Here is a 15,389-nt window from a genome sequence, read left to right as displayed (position 1 = left end):
TTCAGTCCGATCAGACGAACGCCATTTCCTCGGACTCGCGAAGGATCGAGTCGAGCGTATGGAGCGCTGAACTGAGTTTCTCCGGTGTGCTGGCGGCGCCGAGGCAAATGCGAATGCCCGGCGCCACGCCCGACGCGGCGCTCAAAGGGCTGGGCGTTGCCAACGTCACGCCCTGGAATGCGGCCTGAGCCGCGAGGCTCGAGGCGGTTCGTCCCGCCGGCATGGTGAGCCAGGCGTGAAAAGCGGGAACGGCGGTCGGAAGAAGATATTCTCCGAGGATGCTGTGGGCCATCTTGGTTCGCTCGGCAGCCGCATTGCGCTTCAAGCGGATCTGGTTTTCCAGCGCGCCGCTGTCGATCATCCTCACGACGGCCTCGCTCATGATCGCATTGGCCATCCAGCCGGTGGAGCGGATGGCGTTCACGATCCTGTCGCGGAACGGGGCGGGTGCGTGCAAGGCGCCGATTCGAAGCCCGGGCATCAGGCATTTCGCGAAGCTCATCACGTAGAAGGAGCGTTCGGGCAGAAACGAAGACAGCGTGGGCGGAGGATCGGGACACAGGAAGCTGTAGACGTCGTCCTCGATGATCCAAGCATCATGGCGGCGAATGATATCGGCGACTTCGCTGCGGCGTTCCGCCGGCATGATCGCACCGGTGGCCGTCTGGATCGTCGGCGTGCAGCAGAGAACCTTGGCGCCGGTTTCGCGCAAAGCCGCGTCCAGCGAATCGGGGACGAGCCCGTACTCGTCCATCGCCACGCCGTGCAGCATGTAGTCTTCCATCAGGGCGAGGGCGGTCAGGCCCGAATAGGGGAGGTTCTCGGCCAGAACCGGCGCGCCGGGCCGAGCGAGAAGGCGAAGCGACACCGAGATCGCATGCTGCGCCCCATTGGTGATGTAGATGTCGCTCTGCTCGACCGCCGTGCCGTGCCGGGCAAGCCACCCGCGGATGGCGGCGCGATGCCGCCTTATGCCTTGGTGGGGCAGGTATCCCAACAGTGATGGAAGATCGTCATCGGCTGCGATCTCGGTGAGAATTTTCGAGAAGATCGCGGCTTCGCCGGTCGGCGGCGGTGCATTCAGGGCCAGGTTGACCTGCTCCGCGCCGGCAGCGGATTCGACGACACCGATATTGTTCGCCGGCGGACGCACGAACGTCCCGCGCCCAACTTGCCCTGAAATCAGTTGTTGTCTCTCCGCGAGTGCGTAGGCCTTCGAGATCGTCCCCACGCTCAATCCGAGTTGAGATGCCATTTCCCTGTGGGTTGGCAGGCGTTGGCCGGCAGCAACCCGGCCATTGGCGATGTCGCTTCTCAAAGCTGCGACAATCTGAACGTAACGCGGGCCCTCGCCGCAAGGGAGTGTCGGGTACCAGTCCATTGCATCCTCTGCACTTTCCCGACGAATAGGACAATTTTCGAATTGTCGCAACATATTCCTTGGTTGATACTACGGGTAAACCTTTTCTGGCTCCTTTTTGCACTGCGCAAATCCGATTGTTGCATTGCACTGCGAAAAATCGTCAAATTATCCCACTATTTGTGTAACTTTCGGTTTGACATATCGAATTGTCATTGTACGTTTGGGCGAATTGAGAGATATTGTGTCAGTGGGTAATGCCGATGTTATATGAAATGCGTGTGTATGAGCACGTCGAAGGATGTGCGGACAAGGTGCGGCAGCGGTTCATCGACGAGGTCGTGCCGCGCCTGCCTCAGCATGGGATTGAGCTCGTCGGCGTTTTCACCGACGCGGACAGTGGAATGCTCACCTATCTCACACGCTATGAAGACGAGGATGCCCGCGACAAGGCCTGGGCGTCATTCGGCGGGGACGAGGGTTGGAAGGCTGCAAAAGCGGCCTCCGAAGCCGATGGCCCGCTGATCGCCAAGCAGCGGAAGACCGTGTTGACGCCCATCGTGCCGGGCCTTTTGAACTGCTGACCGCCACGGGGGATCTCGGGAGGAGAATGTCGTGAAAGCGGCCCCATTCAATTATCTGCGCCCGGCATCCGTGACGGAGGCTTGCGAAGCGCTGGCGGACGATCCCGACGCGCGGGTTCTGGCCGGCGGCCAGACGCTCGTGCCGATGCTTGCGATGCGGCTCGCGCGTCCATCGCTGCTTGTGGACATCACCCGGCTGGAGGATCTCGGCTGCATCAAGGACGCCGGTGACGGCATCGCCATTGGCGCCGCGGTGCGTCAGGCGGTCGCTTTGCGCTCGGAACTGATCGCGCGGGAGGTGCCGCTGCTTGCGGCGGCTCTTCCCAATGTCGGCCATCCGCCGACCCGTGCGCGCGGCACCGTCGGCGGTTCGGTCGCGCATGGCGATCCGTCCGCGGAGATCGCGCTCGCCGCGACAATTCTCGACGCGCGGATCGTCTTCCTTGCCGACGGCGAGGAGGAAGTGATGTCGCCTGAGGACTTCTTCATCGGGCCCACGGTCACCATGGCGCCGATGGGCGGGCTGCTGACGCGGGTCATCTTTCCCAAGCGGCCGACCGGCCTGGTCGGCGCCGGGTTCCGAGAAGTGGCGTCGCGCCGCAGCGATTACGCCTTTGCGTCTGCCGGCGCGCAGGTCGTGCTTGATGCCGACGGCGTCTGCACCGAAGCGCTGCTGGGGATCGGAGCGGTCGGCGACGTGCCGGTCGCGGTGGACGTGTCCGGCCTCTCGGGGACGCGTCTCGATGAGACGGACGTGCGCGACGCGGTCGAAGCGGCGCTCGAGGATCTCGAATGCGTCGAGGATCTGCACGCCACGGCGAGCTACCGCCGCCGGGCCGCCGCGCATCTCGCAGGGCAGGCGCTGAAGGATGCGCGCGTCGCTGCGATCGGAGAGTTGGCATGAAAACGAACCTGATCGTCAATGGCCGGCCGGCCGAGATCGACGTCGAGCCGCGCGTTACACTGCTTGACGCTCTGCGCGACGAGCTTGGCCTGAAAGGCACGCATGCGGGCTGCGAGCACGGCGTTTGCGGCGCGTGCACGGTCGAGATCGACGGCGAAGCCGTGCGATCCTGCCTTATCCTCGGGGTCCAATGCGACGGGATGTCGGTGACCACCATCGAGGGCGTGGCATCGACGCCGGGCGACATGGACATCATCCAGGACAGCTTCTGCGCCACGCACGGGCTGCAATGCGGCTACTGCACGCCGGGCATGATCCTCGCGGCCAAGGCATTGCTGGCGACCAATCGCGACCCGTCGGACGAAGAAATCCGCGAGGCGATCTCGGGCAATATTTGCCGCTGCACGGGCTACGGACAGATCGTCGAGGCGGTACGGCTGGCGGCCAGGCGGCTGCGTGAAAGCAACACGGCAGCGATGGAGGTCGGCCGATGACCGAGCACGCCAAGCCATTCTCCGGCCGATATGTCTCATCGGATCGGCGCGTTCGCGAGGACGTGCGTTTCGTCGCCGGTGCCGGACGCTTCGTGCAGGACATCGAACGCCCCGGCATGGTGCATGTGGCGCTCGTCGCGAGCCAGCATCCCGCCGCCATGATCGAGCAGGTCGACGCGTCCGAGGCGCTGGCGATGGAGGGCGTGATCGACGTCGTCGACGGGCGCGAACTGTCCAGCGCCGTCAATCCGCTGATGAACGGCCTCGACACGCCGGACGTGCGCCGCTTTCCGCTTGCGGTCGGCCAGAACCGCTATGCTGGCGAATGGGTCGCGGCGGTGGTTGCGACCAGCCGCGCTGCGGCCGAGGACGCTGCCGAGAAGGTCAGGGTCAAGGGCGAGAAGCTCGGTTTCGTGATGGACCCCGAGAAGGCGATGGAAGAGGGGTCCACGCCCGTTCATCCGGCGCACGGCTCCAACGTCCTGCTAGATCGCACATTCGACTGGGGTCCGGTTGACGAGGACTTCGCCGAGAGCGACGAGACGCTCAAGCTTAGGGTGACCTGGGGTCGCAATTCCACCGTGCCGATCGAGACCTTCGGCGTGATCTGCGAGTGGAACGCCTGGGACAACGTCCTGGATGTCTGGGCGTCGATCCAGATGCCGAAATATGCCGACCAGATTGCACGGGCGCTTGGCCTGCGCGGCAATGAGGTGCGCGTCCATTACGACGTCGATGTCGGCGGCTCCTACGGCGTCAAGCGCGGGATCAAGCACACCGTTCTTGCGGCCTATCTCGCCCGGAAACTGGGGCGTCCGGTGCGTCTGATCGAAGACCGGCTGGAGAATATGCGTTCCGGCGATGCACACGGACCGGAGCGAATCTTCGACATCGAGGTCGCCTTCGACCGCGACGGCACCGTCAACGCGATGAAGATGCGCGCCCTCGACAATGCCGGCGCCTATGCGGGCCGGGCACCGTTCCAGCTCGGCAAGCCGATCGGCGCCATCGTCGGGCCCTACCGCATCAAGTCGGTCCAGTACCGCGCGGTTTCGGTGACAACGAACAAGGCGGTGCAGGAGGCTGTGCGCGGCTTCGGCCAGTCGCCGACGAACTACGCGATCGAAACGATGATGGACCGGATCGCCGCCCATCTCGGGATGGACAGGATTGCGTTGCGGCGCAAGAACTTCATCCGGGCGGAAGAGTTCCCCTGGGAAATCCCGTCGGGCAGCAAATATGACAGCGGCGACTATCACGCCGTCGTCGACAAGGTCTTGGCGCAGGCCGGGTATGAGGGCATCGTCGCCGAACGCGACCGGCTGCGCGCCGAGGGGCTTTGCGCAGGCATCGGCATTGCAGCGTGTCTTGAGCCGTCGGGCGGCAACTCGTCCTTCGAGCCGCTGCTCAATCCCAAGAACCGCACCTCCACATGGATGGAGGGCAGCCGTGTCAATGTCGACGCGCTGGGCGACGTCACGGTCACCATCCACACCACGAGCTCGGGCCAGGGGCACGAGACGCTCGCGGCGACGGTGGTCGGCGAAGTGCTGGAGATCGACCCGGATCTCATCCGCGTCGTGCGGCCCGACAGCCTCGGTTCGCTGCCTGGAAACTCTCCGGTCGGCAGCCGCATGGCGATCATGCTCGGGGGAGCCGCGGCCAATGCCGCGCGCGACCTCAAGCGCCAGATCATGTCGATCGCCGCCCATTCCATGGGGGTCGCCAAAGACGCCGTGACCTATGCCGAGGGCGTCGTTCACGGTCCCGAGGGGCAGAAAGTCGAATGGGCCGAGGTGGTCGATATCGCCCATCGTCGCTTTCACGACCTGCCGGAGGGCACCAATCCGGGGCTGACCGCCAGTTTCATTCAGCAGGTTCCGACAGGCGTCGAGTTGCCGAAGGACGGCAGGGCGCAAATGTATCCCTGCTACTCCTTCGAGTTCCACGTGGTGCTGATGGCGTTCGACCCCGTGCTCGCCAAGCCCGAGATCCGGCGCTACGTCATCGGTCACGATTGCGGCACGGTCATCAACCCGCACATCGTCAAGGGCATGACTCTGGGCGGCATTGCGCACGGCATCGGTGCGGCGCTGCTCGAGGAGTTCGCCTATGACGCGGAGGGTCACCTGATGACCCAAAGCTTCCTCGACTACCTCATGCCCTCGTCCAACGAGGTGCCCGAGGTCGAGATCGTGCATCATTGCACCCCTTCGCCCTTCACCGAATTCGGCCAGAAGGGATCGGGCGAAAGCGGCTATCTGGGCGCGCCGGCGGCTATTTCCGGCGCGATCCACGATGCGCTCAGCCTCTGGAACATTCACCTGAACAAGCTGCCGATCCGGATGAGCGCTGTCAGCGACGCCATCGCCTCGGCCAAGGAGAACACATGATCATCGACGCTCACGCCCATCTGGTTCCGCCGCGGCTGCTGGAAGAACTTCAGGACCGCGCATCCGAATTTCCCAGCGTGGCGATCACGCCGAAGGACGGAAGCGTCAGCTTCGCCTTCTCCGGCAAGAAGCCGACGCGTCCGGTCTCGCCCGGTCTGACGAACCTCGAGAAACGTCTTGGCTGGATGGATGCGCAGGGCATCGACCGGCAGGTGGTCGCCGGCTGGCTCGACATGTTCGGCAACGACCTTCCCGTGGAGGAAGGCAAGGCCTGGGCACGCACGATCAACGCCCATCTTCTTGCTGCGGGCAAGGAGAGCGGCGGACGTTTCGTCGGGCTGTCCGTCACGCCGACCCAGGACGGGGCGGCGGCGGCGGAAGTGCTGCGCGAGGCGCATGACGCCGGGTTCTCCGGCACGATGATCGGCACGCAGCCGGACAATGGTGGCGGCGAGCTCGACGATCCGGCATTGGACCCGTTCTGGCAGGCGGCGCACGAACTGGGCTCGATCGTCGCGATTCACCCCGTGTTCGACGCGGGTGATGTGCGGGTACACGACTTCGGTCTGCCGAACGCGTTGGGGCGGATCACCGACAGCCTGATCGCGGTGACGCGGATCATCTATTCCGGCCATGTCGAGAAATACGCGAACGCGAAGATCGTCGTCGGTATCGGCGGCGCGGCGTTGCCCTATGTCATCGGCCGGCTGCGCCACAATCACGCGCTTCATCCCGAAGACATGGCCGACCCGGTCAAGGCCATGTCGATGCTCTACTACGACACGTTGCTGCACGACCCGCGTGCGCTGCAAATGCTGATCGACTGCGTCGGTGCTGACCGGATCATGCTGGGCTCCGACATGCCGTTCCCCATCGGCGACCCGAAGCCGCGCGAAATCCTGGACGGCGTGCAGCTCACCCAGGAACAGCGCCACCGCATCGAATGCGGCCTTGCGCTGGAACTGATGGGAGAAGCCTGATGAAGATGGAGCTCTCCGGCAGCGAGGAGATCGCAGCCAGCCGGCAGGACCTGTGGGACGCGCTGCAGGATCCCGCCGTCCTCACCGAATGCATCCCCGGCTGCAAGGACATGACCGAGGTCGGTCCCGATGACTACGAGGTCCAGATGCAGCTGAAGGTCGCGGCCGTCGGCGGGTCTTTCGACGGCAGGGTTCGTCTCTTCGACAAGGATGCGCCGGAGAGCTGTCACATCACGGTCTCCGGTGGCGGTACTCTGGGCACGGGCGACGGCACGGCGAAATTCACGATCACGGAGTTGGAGCCGGGCAAGTCGCGCCTCGACTACGAGGGCGAGGGCGAGATTGGCGGCCTGGTGGCCGGCGTGGGGCAGCGGGTGCTGAAGTCGGTCGCCAAGCATCTGACGAAACAGTTCTTCAATGCGCTCAAGAAGCATTTCGGAGCCGAAAAAGCAGCAAATTGACCATAGCGGCAATCGGCGCCGGGAGGAGGTGAGCGATGGGAAAGACACACAGGATCAGGACGCCGCAGGGCCACGAGCTCGCCGTGTCGCGTCGCGACGGCTCCGGCTTGCCGGTCATGTTTCTCAACTCGTTTGCCGCCGACCACACGATGTGGGACGCGGTGCGCGACCGGCTCGATCGGCTCACGATCGCCTATGACGCGCAGGGACACGGCGCTTCCGACATCCCTGCCGCACCGCTGACGCTGGACGAACTCGCCGCCGACGCGCGCGCCGTGATGGACGCCGAAGGCCTTGAAACCGCGGTGCTGTGCGGGCTTTCGCTGGGCGGGCTGACCGCTGTGCAGCTGGCCGAAGAGGCGCCTGACCGGGTCGCCGGGCTGGCGCTTGCCAATACCGCCGTGAATTTTCCGCCTCCCGGGTTGTGGCGCGATCGTGCCGAGGCGGCGCGCGCGGGCGACTACGCCGGGCTCGTATCGCCGACGTTGGAACGCTGGCTTACGAAGGGCTGGCGCGACACGCACCCGCATGAAACCGCACAGGTGCGGACCATGCTCGAAGCGATGTCGCCGGAAGGCTATGCTGCGGCCTGCCATGCACTTGAGACCGGAGATGTCTCGACGGCGCTTGCCGCCTGGCCCGGACCGACGCTCGTCATCGCCGGTGAGCACGACCAGTCCTCGCCCGTCGCACGGTCGGAGGAAATGGTCAGGCTCGCGTCAGGCGCCGATCTGGTGGTTCTCGATGCGGCCCACGTGTCCGCCATCGAAGCGCCGGACGCGTTCGCGCAGGCCCTCGAGGCCTTTGTCGCGAAATGCGAGGCGCAGCATGGCTGAACCGCGTCGCGTCATCATAGGAATCACGGGCGCATCGGGCACGGTGCTTGGCGTGCGCCTTCTGGAACTGTTGCGCGAGGTCGATGGCGTCGAGACGCATCTCGTGATGTCGCCGGCCGCGGTGCGCACGCTCAACATCGAAACGGATTACACCGCCGACCAGGTGAGCGCGCTTGCGGATGTGAGCCACAATTTCAAGGACATCGGGGCTGCGATCGCGTCGGGTTCGTTCCGCTGCGAGGGCATGATCGTCGCGCCCTGCTCGGTCAAGACGATGGGTGCGCTTGCCTCCTGCCTGACCGACGACCTGATTTCTCGTGCCGCGGATGTCTGCCTCAAGGAGCGCCGCCGCCTTGTCCTGCTGTTTCGCGAAACGCCGCTGCATGCCGGGCACCTGCGCGCGATGAAGGATGTCACGGACGCCGGGGCCATCGTGATGCCGGCCGTCGTGGGCTTCTACTACCGGCCGGCCTCGGTGGACGACATCGTCGACCATCTCGCGGGACGGGCACTCGACCTGCTGGGAATCGACGTCGGCACGGTCAGGCGGTGGCAGGGCCAGCCTCAGGGAGAAAACAATTGAGTATTGCGACCGACCGTACCTATCGCGATCTGCACGATCATATTGCGGAGCTCGAGGCATCGGGCCTGCTGACCCGCGTCGATCGTCCCATCGACAAGGATGCGGAGATGCACCCGCTGGTGCGCTGGCAATATGTCGGCGGCCTCAAGGAAGAGGATCGCAAGGCTTTCCTGTTCACCAACATCCGTGACGGCAAGGGACGTGACTACGACATCCCGGTTATCGTCGGCGGAATGGCGGCCAATCGCGCTGTCTACGCGACGGGGATGGGCTGTTCGCTCGACGAGATCGCCGACAAATGGGCGCATGCGATCGCCAATCCGGTCAAGCCGGTGGAGGTCGACAACGCTCCCTGCCATGAGATCGTCGAGGAGGGGGACATCCTCAGCCAGGAAGGGCACGGCATCGATGTCTTGCCGATCCCGGTTTCGACGCCGGGCTTCGACAGTGCACCAACGCTTTCGGCAACCAATGTCATCACGCGCGATCCCGAGGATCTCGTCCAGAACATGGGCACCTATCGCTGTGCTCTGAAGGCGCCGGATCGGCTGGTCGTGCGCATGGCAACCCGGGTGGGCGGGGCGGGGGGCTATCAGCACTACCTGAAGCACCAGGCCGCCGGCGACCGCGAAATGCCGGTGGCGATCGTTCTGGGCTGTCCGCCCTACGTTGCCTTCATGGGACCCCAGAAGATGCCCATCGGGGTCGACGAGTTCGATGTCGCGGGCGGACTTGCCGGCGCACCCATCCGCGTCACCAAGGCCAGGACGGTTCCGCTGATGGTGCCTGCTGAGGCCGAGGTGGTGATCGAGGGATACATCGACACCACCCGCGTGGAGCCGGAAGGCCCCTTCGGGGAAAGCCATGGCCACGTGGCGCTGGAAGAATACAACATGCCGATGCGCGTGACGGCCGTGACCCGCCGCAAGGACGCTGTCATACCGAGCTATATCAGCCAGGTCGCGCCTTCGGAGAGCTCCGTCATCAAGCGCGTCGCCTACGAACCGCTCTTCACGCACCATCTGAAGTCGACGCTCTCGATCAAGGGCGTGAAAAAGGTCTCGCTGCACGAGCCGCTGACGGGGCTGCTGCGTGTCAGCGTGATCACGATCGAACCGGGAACGCCGCGGACAGAGATCTGGCGGGCGTTGAACGGAGCGGCCTTCTTCAAGGGGGATTGCGGCAAGATCTGCATCGCCGTGAACGAGGACATCGACGTCGACAGTCCCGACGCGATCCTGTGGGCGATGGCCTACCGCTCGAACCCGGTGGAGGACATGCAGCTTGTGCCGCATCGCGGACAGGGACACGGCCCGAAGCGCGAGCATGCCGGCGAAGAGGATTCCACGCTTCTCGTCGATGCGACGATGAAGTCGCCGATGCCGCCGCTCGCCCTGCCGGCACGCGAATATATGGAACGCGCCAAGGCGATCTGGGAGGACATGGAGCTGCCGAGGCTCATGCCTCAGAAGCCCTGGCACGGATACTCGCTCGGTGCCTGGCACGAAATCTGGGACGCGGCGGCGAAACGCGCCGCGCAGGGCGAATACATCGAAAACGGTCGGATCAGCGCGACGCTTCAGGTCGAGGGACTGAAGCCCGAGAGCCGCGTCGATCCGGATGAGAGCCTGAAGAAAATGAACGACTGAGACGGGCGGGCAAGGCACCGCTCTGGGAGGAAGTGATGCAGGAATACAGGATATGCGGTCGCGACGAGATCCCCGATGGCGGGGTCCGCATCGTTGACATGGGCGACCTGGAGATAGGGGTGATCAGGCAGGGCGGCAAGCTCTACGCCTATCGCAACCTGTGTCCGCACCAGGGCGGTCCCGCCTGCGAGGGCGTTCGGATGCCCCGCGTCTTCGACAATGTCGACGCCGACGGCCGGTTCATCGGACAGGAATTCGACGAGGGCGAACTGCACATCGTCTGCCCCTGGCACGGTTACGAATATCGCCTCTCCGACGGCGTCAACGTCTGCGATGCGCAGCTCAAGCTTCGCAAATACGAAGTCGAGGAAAGGGATGACGATGTCTTTCTGCGCGTCTGATGCCGGCCCGCGTTTTCGTGAGGCGGCGAGCGAGATCGCGGCCCTTGTCGACGACGTCGTCGTCGATGGCGCCCTCGACAGTGTCGATGACGAGGCGCTGGGGCAGGCGCTAGCAGCCTGCGTGCGCCTTTACGTGGCCAAGGCCGAAACCGGCGCGCGGCTCATGCCGTTCGGCCGAAACAGCGCCGTCACCGCCACCGAAATCGCCATCGCGTCTCTGGCCATGCTCGACGCGGGGCGCATGGAAATCTTCGAACTCGGGCTGTGGGAACAGATGAACAATATCCGTCCCGCCCGTCAGAACACGCTCGCCGATTTACCGGAGGAGGTCACGGCATGAACACGCATGAACGGCTGGTCACGGACCAGCGCGACCTGACATCCGAGCCATTCGACACCCGCACGCATCTGCGCCATGCGCGCCAGCAGGCGGAAGCGCGCGGCTACGACGAGTTCTTCATCGTCGACGTCGACAGCCACCACTACGAAAACGAAGCCTCCACCGAAATCGCCAGCTATGTCCGCAATGACGTGCTGCGAAACGAGATTCTCTATCAGGGGATCAGCCGCAAGGGCATCACCACCGGCTTCGGCCAGTATCAGGATCTCGGCGGGCGGCTCACCCGCTACCCGAACCGCAAGAAGGAAGCGGTACCGGAGACGCCGCATCGCGACGTCACGCTGATGCGCCGCTGGATGGACGCCATGGGCGTCGATGTCGCGTGCATGTTTCCGACGCCGCTCCTCAATCTGGGTCTCAGTCCTCGGGTCGATCTCGAGGTCGAATTGGCCTTCGGCTACAATCGGTGGCTATGCGAGCGCGTCCTGTCGCAAGACCGGCGGCTGAAATCGATGCTCTATCTGCCGTTCAACGACCCCGAGGCCTGCCCGAAGATCATCGAGGAATTCGGCGACCATGAGGGCGTGATCGGCTTCATGGTGACCACCACGCGCTACAAGGGCGTTTACGACAACGCCTATCTGCGAACCTATCGCATGCTCGAAGAGCGCGGCTTGCCTTTGGGGTTCCACACCGGCCTTGGCGGTCAGGAACCGGGACTCTCGACGGCGGCCAATCGGTTCCTGGTGCTGCATGCGCTGGGCTTTGCCTGGCACAACATGGTCCACCTCTCCAATTGGGTCATCAATGGCCTGCCGGAGCGGTTCCCCAAGCTCAATGTCATGTGGATCGAAGCCGGACTGGCCTGGATTCCGTTCCTCATGCAGCGGCTCGATAACGAGTACATGATGCGTTCCTCCGATGCGCCGCTCCTGAAGAAGAAGCCGTCCGAGTACATGCGCGACATGTTCTACACCTCCCAGCCGATGGAGATGGTCGACAATCGCGAGGCGCTCGAGCTCACCTTCAAGATGATGGGCGCGGAATCGCAGCTTCTCTACTCGTCGGATTACCCGCACTGGGACATGGATCTCCCCAGCACGATCTACGACCTGCCGTTCCTCTCGGAGACTGCCAAACGCAACATACTCGGCGGCAACGCGGCGCGACTTTTCGGGCTCGAACCCGAATTGAGCGGCTGGAAGAAGGAACGTCAGCAGCAGAAGCAAGAGGCCGTGGCGGTCTAGGTCCGCCGCGCCGAGGGAATCTCACGTCCACCGGCACATGATGCCTTGGGCGATGAGACATGCAGGCGGTCGTCTATCAGCCGTCCAGCGAACCGGAAACAGAGGAGGAATACATGAAAATGAGAAATTTCCTGAAAGGCGCTGCCGCATGTGCCGCGCTGGTTGTCTTGGGCACGTCGATGTCCGCGGCTCAAGACTTTCCGAAAAAGCCTATACAACTCGTCGTCCCGTTCGGTCAGGGAGGCGCGACCGATCAGTTGGCCCGCATGTTCGCACCGGCGCTGGAGGAGCGCCTGGGCCAGCCGATCGTGATCGTGAACCAGCCCGGCGCAGGTGGCGCGGTCGGTCTGGCCAACCTCGCTCTTGCACGGCCTGACGGCTACACGATCGGTGTCGGTTCCGATTCCACCTTGGCCGCCCGTCCGATCATGGACAGCTCCGGATATACGCCCGACAGCTTCACCACGATCGCGCGGATGGTGTCCATTCCTTCCGGCGTCGCCGTTGCCGCCAGCAGCGACTACAAGACGCTGGGCGACCTCGTGGAGGCGATGAAGAGCGGCAACGATCTCACCTGGTCGGGATCGGGTATCGGTTCGGGTCCGCACCTGGCCATGGCTGTTTTTCTCGCCCAGAACGACCTCAAGGCGACATATGTCAATTCCAACTCCGGCCAGGAAGCGATGGTGAAGCTTCTGTCGGGCGAGGTGGATTTCTATTCTGGCGGCGGATCGAACTATCCTCCCATGATCGACGATAGTGGCAAGAGCGATATCCGCGTCCTGGCACTGGCCGCCGAGAAGCGCTGGAAATACCTGCCTGACGTTCCGACGCACACGGAGGAAGGCTTCCCCTATCTGCGGTCGCAGTGGTTCGGATTGGTGGGGCCGAAAGGGGTTCCCCAGGAAGCAGTTGATGCGATCGCGACGGCAGTGAAGGAAACGCTGGAAGATCCGGCATTCGAGGAGCGCCTCGACCAGTTCTACTTCAATCCGGCTTATCTGGGACCGCAGGAAATGCGTGACGAGATCGGCGCCACCCAGGAAGACATCCGTCCGATCCTGGTGGAGGCCGGACTGGCCAAGTAGGGCGCTGCCCGCAAGACCAACGGCGCCTGCCCGGCATGCATCCTGGCAGGCGCCACGCTCCGATCATCGTGGTGAACCTCCGGCGCGTCTGCTGCCCTGGCAAGGAAGAAGATATGGCTCTCAAGCATGAAGACACGGTTTCGGGCGGGGCGCTCACCGCCTTTGGCGCGGCTGTCGTCTACCTGTCACTCGGCATGGGTACCGGTGCAGCAGGAGCGACCCTGCCGCCGAACTTCTTTCCCCTGCTGTGTGCGTTCGGGCTCATGGTATGTGGACTTCTGCTCGTCATTCGCGGCCTGCGCGCGGAAGCGACGCCGCTGCCCGGGCTGATCGACAGCCGCGTGGCCGTCGTGGGCGGACTGTTGTTCATCTTCTACTGGTTCTTCGCGGCGCTGGACTTTCGTGTCGCCGCGGCAGTGCTGACTTTCGTGACGATCTGGAGTTTCGGTCACCGTTCCGTTCCGCTCTTGACGATTCTGCCCCTGGTGCTCGCGTTCGGTCTCTACTTCGCGTTCACCCGCGGCTTCCAACTGGTGCTGCCGACATGGATCTGATCTCACACCTCGCGGCAGGGGCGGCGGCGGTCATGGACCCGCTCACCCTGCTCTTCGTCTTTCTCGGTGCCGTCGTCGGCATGGTGTTCGGCGCGGCCCCGGGGCTGACGGCCACCTCCGCGATCGTCCTGTTCCTGCCGGTCACATATGCGATGGGGCCCACCAGTTCGATGGCCTTGCTGCTGGGCATCTATTGCTCTGGCTACTTTGCCGGTTCGATCCCCGCGATCCTGCTCAACACGCCCGGCGCACCCGGATCGGCGGCGACGGCGCTCGACGGATACTCGCTTGCGATGAAAGGCCAGGGCGACAAGGCGATCGTCACAGCTGTCTTGTCTTCGTTCATCGGCGGCCTTTTTTCTCTCACCATGCTGGCACTCATCGCGCCCTCGCTTGCGAAGGTGGCGCTCAGTTTCACCTCGGTCGAGTATTTCACGTTCGCGCTGGTCGGCATCGTCTGTGTCGCAGGGATCTCCCGCGGCTCGATGATCAAGGGGCTTGCGGCGGCATTCATCGGCATTCTCGCTTCGACCGTTGGCCTCGATCCGGTGTCCGGGGTGGGCCGCTTCCTGTTCGGTCAACCCAACCTGATGGGCGGAATTCCGACAACGGCGGCCCTCATAGGCCTATTCGCGGTCGCGCAGATGATGCTGCTGACGGTGAAGAAGCGCGGCGAGGCCGAAGTCCTGCCCGTTCAGCAAACGACGCCGATCTCTGAAATCATCGGTACGATGATCAAGTCCAAGTGGCTGATCGTGAAGTCTGCGATCATCGGCGCCATCATTGGCGTCTTGCCGGGCACGGGGCCGTCGATTGCCTCGTGGGTCAGCTACTCGGACGCGCTCCGCACGGCCAAACCAGGTGACAAATATGGCGAGGGCGAAATCAAGGGAGTGGTCTCCTGCGAGGTCGCCAACAATGCAGTCACCGGCGGCGCGCTTGTCCCGCTCCTCACGCTCGGGATACCGGGCGATCCGGTAACGGCGGTCCTCGTAGGCGCACTGATGATCCAGGGGTTTGAAACCGGGCCCTTCTTCATCCCGCAGAACACCGAGCTCTTCTACTCGATCCTGTGGTTGCTCCTGTTCTCGAACATCCTGATGCTGGTGCTCGGCATCAGCGGGCGGCGACTGGCTGCCAAGGTGCTTGAAATCCCGGCTGGGGTGATGGTGCCGTGCATCCTCGTGGTCGCCGGGGCCGGCGCCTTTTCGCTTGCCTCCAATCCGTTCTACCTCAAGCTGGTCATCATATTCGGCATGATGGGCTATCTGCTGGTCCGGTTTCGTTTCCCGACCGCGCCCGCGGTCCTGGGAATCGTGCTCGGGCCGATCCTTGAACAGAACCTTCGCAACGCGCTCACGGCGAACAAGATGGATGTCTCCATCTTCGTCACCCGGCCGATCAGCCTCGTGACCCTGATGTTCATGTGCCTCCTGCTTTGGGTCTGGTTGAAGCCGTCCAAGAAGAGCCCGAAGGACGAAGAGAGCACAGAAGCGGAGATTTCAGGTTGAGCGC

16 protein-coding genes are annotated in these 15,389 nt (G+C 63.9%); 15 read left to right on the top strand and 1 reads right to left on the bottom strand.

What is annotated here, in order from left to right; genetic code table 11:
• Positions 1 to 10: 10 nt before the first annotated feature.
• The gene (locus MRY80_RS05770; RefSeq protein ID WP_293288933.1) at positions 11 to 1,381 is read right to left on the bottom strand and encodes a PLP-dependent aminotransferase family protein; all 1,371 of its coding nucleotides are present in this window, start codon (positions 1,379 to 1,381) and stop codon (positions 11 to 13) included.
• A 242-nt stretch (positions 1,382 to 1,623) separates the two neighbouring features.
• Here MRY80_RS05770 and MRY80_RS05765 point away from each other — a divergent pair, with 242 nt between their 5' ends.
• The 15 genes from MRY80_RS05765 (at position 1,624) to MRY80_RS05695 (ending at position 15,385) form a co-directional block, all read left to right on the top strand.
• Complete coding sequence (locus tag MRY80_RS05765; RefSeq protein ID WP_293288931.1) at positions 1,624 to 1,944, top strand: NIPSNAP family protein; 321 nt, start codon at positions 1,624 to 1,626, stop codon at positions 1,942 to 1,944.
• A gap of 31 nt (positions 1,945 to 1,975) precedes the next feature.
• Entirely contained in the window at positions 1,976 to 2,848 is an 873-nt protein-coding gene (locus tag MRY80_RS05760; RefSeq protein ID WP_293288929.1) for an FAD binding domain-containing protein, read from the top strand.
• The gene (locus MRY80_RS05755; protein WP_293288927.1) at positions 2,845 to 3,342 is read left to right on the top strand and encodes a (2Fe-2S)-binding protein; all 498 of its coding nucleotides are present in this window, start codon (positions 2,845 to 2,847) and stop codon (positions 3,340 to 3,342) included. Before MRY80_RS05760 ends, MRY80_RS05755 begins: the two co-directional genes overlap by 4 nt.
• Positions 3,339 to 5,735: a xanthine dehydrogenase family protein molybdopterin-binding subunit gene (locus MRY80_RS05750; protein ID WP_293288925.1), complete on the top strand. Its 2,397-nt coding sequence runs from the start codon at positions 3,339 to 3,341 to the stop codon at positions 5,733 to 5,735. The genes MRY80_RS05755 and MRY80_RS05750 overlap by 4 nt, the downstream gene beginning before the upstream one ends.
• Entirely contained in the window at positions 5,732 to 6,715 is a 984-nt protein-coding gene (locus tag MRY80_RS05745; protein ID WP_293288923.1) for an amidohydrolase family protein, read from the top strand. Before MRY80_RS05750 ends, MRY80_RS05745 begins: the two co-directional genes overlap by 4 nt.
• Positions 6,715 to 7,176 (top strand): carbon monoxide dehydrogenase subunit G, encoded by a 462-nt coding sequence (locus MRY80_RS05740; protein WP_293288921.1) that lies wholly within the window; start codon positions 6,715 to 6,717, stop codon positions 7,174 to 7,176. The genes MRY80_RS05745 and MRY80_RS05740 overlap by 1 nt, the downstream gene beginning before the upstream one ends.
• Before the next feature lie 35 nt (positions 7,177 to 7,211).
• Positions 7,212 to 8,012: an alpha/beta fold hydrolase gene (locus MRY80_RS05735; protein ID WP_293288919.1), complete on the top strand. Its 801-nt coding sequence runs from the start codon at positions 7,212 to 7,214 to the stop codon at positions 8,010 to 8,012.
• Positions 8,005 to 8,595 (top strand): UbiX family flavin prenyltransferase, encoded by a 591-nt coding sequence (locus MRY80_RS05730; protein WP_293288917.1) that lies wholly within the window; start codon positions 8,005 to 8,007, stop codon positions 8,593 to 8,595. The genes MRY80_RS05735 and MRY80_RS05730 overlap by 8 nt, the downstream gene beginning before the upstream one ends.
• Positions 8,592 to 10,244 carry a UbiD family decarboxylase gene (locus MRY80_RS05725; RefSeq protein ID WP_293288915.1) on the top strand — a complete coding sequence of 551 codons (1,653 nt, stop codon included), beginning with the start codon at positions 8,592 to 8,594 and terminating at the stop codon, positions 10,242 to 10,244. The genes MRY80_RS05730 and MRY80_RS05725 overlap by 4 nt, the downstream gene beginning before the upstream one ends.
• Positions 10,245 to 10,279: 35 nt before the next feature.
• On the top strand, positions 10,280 to 10,645 hold the full coding sequence (locus tag MRY80_RS05720) for a Rieske (2Fe-2S) protein (protein ID WP_293288913.1): 366 nt from the start codon (positions 10,280 to 10,282) through the stop codon (positions 10,643 to 10,645).
• Positions 10,620 to 10,985 (top strand): hypothetical protein, encoded by a 366-nt coding sequence (locus tag MRY80_RS05715; protein ID WP_293288911.1) that lies wholly within the window; start codon positions 10,620 to 10,622, stop codon positions 10,983 to 10,985. Before MRY80_RS05720 ends, MRY80_RS05715 begins: the two co-directional genes overlap by 26 nt.
• A complete protein-coding gene (locus MRY80_RS05710) occupies positions 10,982 to 12,232 on the top strand; it encodes an amidohydrolase family protein (RefSeq protein WP_293288909.1) in 1,251 nt (416 codons plus the stop codon). Before MRY80_RS05715 ends, MRY80_RS05710 begins: the two co-directional genes overlap by 4 nt.
• Before the next feature lie 113 nt (positions 12,233 to 12,345).
• Positions 12,346 to 13,320, top strand: coding sequence for a tripartite tricarboxylate transporter substrate binding protein (locus MRY80_RS05705; RefSeq protein WP_293288907.1), 975 nt, complete (start codon positions 12,346 to 12,348; stop codon positions 13,318 to 13,320).
• A gap of 113 nt (positions 13,321 to 13,433) precedes the next feature.
• A complete protein-coding gene (locus MRY80_RS05700; RefSeq protein ID WP_293288905.1) occupies positions 13,434 to 13,874 on the top strand; it encodes a tripartite tricarboxylate transporter TctB family protein in 441 nt (146 codons plus the stop codon).
• The gene (locus MRY80_RS05695) at positions 13,865 to 15,385 is read left to right on the top strand and encodes a tripartite tricarboxylate transporter permease (protein WP_293288903.1); all 1,521 of its coding nucleotides are present in this window, start codon (positions 13,865 to 13,867) and stop codon (positions 15,383 to 15,385) included. The genes MRY80_RS05700 and MRY80_RS05695 overlap by 10 nt, the downstream gene beginning before the upstream one ends.
• Positions 15,386 to 15,389: the final 4 nt, after the last annotated feature.

It is taken from the genome of Oricola sp., from assembly GCF_022763245.1.
Taxonomy (GTDB): domain Bacteria; phylum Pseudomonadota; class Alphaproteobacteria; order Rhizobiales; family Rhizobiaceae; genus Oricola.
This window is presented reverse-complemented; position numbering and strand designations above follow the sequence as displayed.

Coding starts and splice junctions, on each gene's coding strand:
- MRY80_RS05700 (WP_293288905.1), top strand. CDS start 13,434: ATGGCTCTCAAGCATGAAGACACGGTTTCGGGCGGGGCGCTCACCGCC.
- MRY80_RS05715 (WP_293288911.1), top strand. CDS start 10,620: ATGACGATGTCTTTCTGCGCGTCTGATGCCGGCCCGCGTTTTCGTGAG.
- MRY80_RS05695 (WP_293288903.1), top strand. CDS start 13,865: ATGGATCTGATCTCACACCTCGCGGCAGGGGCGGCGGCGGTCATGGAC.
- MRY80_RS05705 (WP_293288907.1), top strand. CDS start 12,346: ATGAAAATGAGAAATTTCCTGAAAGGCGCTGCCGCATGTGCCGCGCTG.
- MRY80_RS05730 (WP_293288917.1), top strand. CDS start 8,005: ATGGCTGAACCGCGTCGCGTCATCATAGGAATCACGGGCGCATCGGGC.
- MRY80_RS05755 (WP_293288927.1), top strand. CDS start 2,845: ATGAAAACGAACCTGATCGTCAATGGCCGGCCGGCCGAGATCGACGTC.
- MRY80_RS05720 (WP_293288913.1), top strand. CDS start 10,280: ATGCAGGAATACAGGATATGCGGTCGCGACGAGATCCCCGATGGCGGG.
- MRY80_RS05710 (WP_293288909.1), top strand. CDS start 10,982: ATGAACACGCATGAACGGCTGGTCACGGACCAGCGCGACCTGACATCC.
- MRY80_RS05745 (WP_293288923.1), top strand. CDS start 5,732: ATGATCATCGACGCTCACGCCCATCTGGTTCCGCCGCGGCTGCTGGAA.
- MRY80_RS05765 (WP_293288931.1), top strand. CDS start 1,624: ATGTTATATGAAATGCGTGTGTATGAGCACGTCGAAGGATGTGCGGAC.
- MRY80_RS05770 (WP_293288933.1), bottom strand. CDS start 1,381: ATGGACTGGTACCCGACACTCCCTTGCGGCGAGGGCCCGCGTTACGTT.
- MRY80_RS05735 (WP_293288919.1), top strand. CDS start 7,212: ATGGGAAAGACACACAGGATCAGGACGCCGCAGGGCCACGAGCTCGCC.
- MRY80_RS05740 (WP_293288921.1), top strand. CDS start 6,715: ATGAAGATGGAGCTCTCCGGCAGCGAGGAGATCGCAGCCAGCCGGCAG.
- MRY80_RS05750 (WP_293288925.1), top strand. CDS start 3,339: ATGACCGAGCACGCCAAGCCATTCTCCGGCCGATATGTCTCATCGGAT.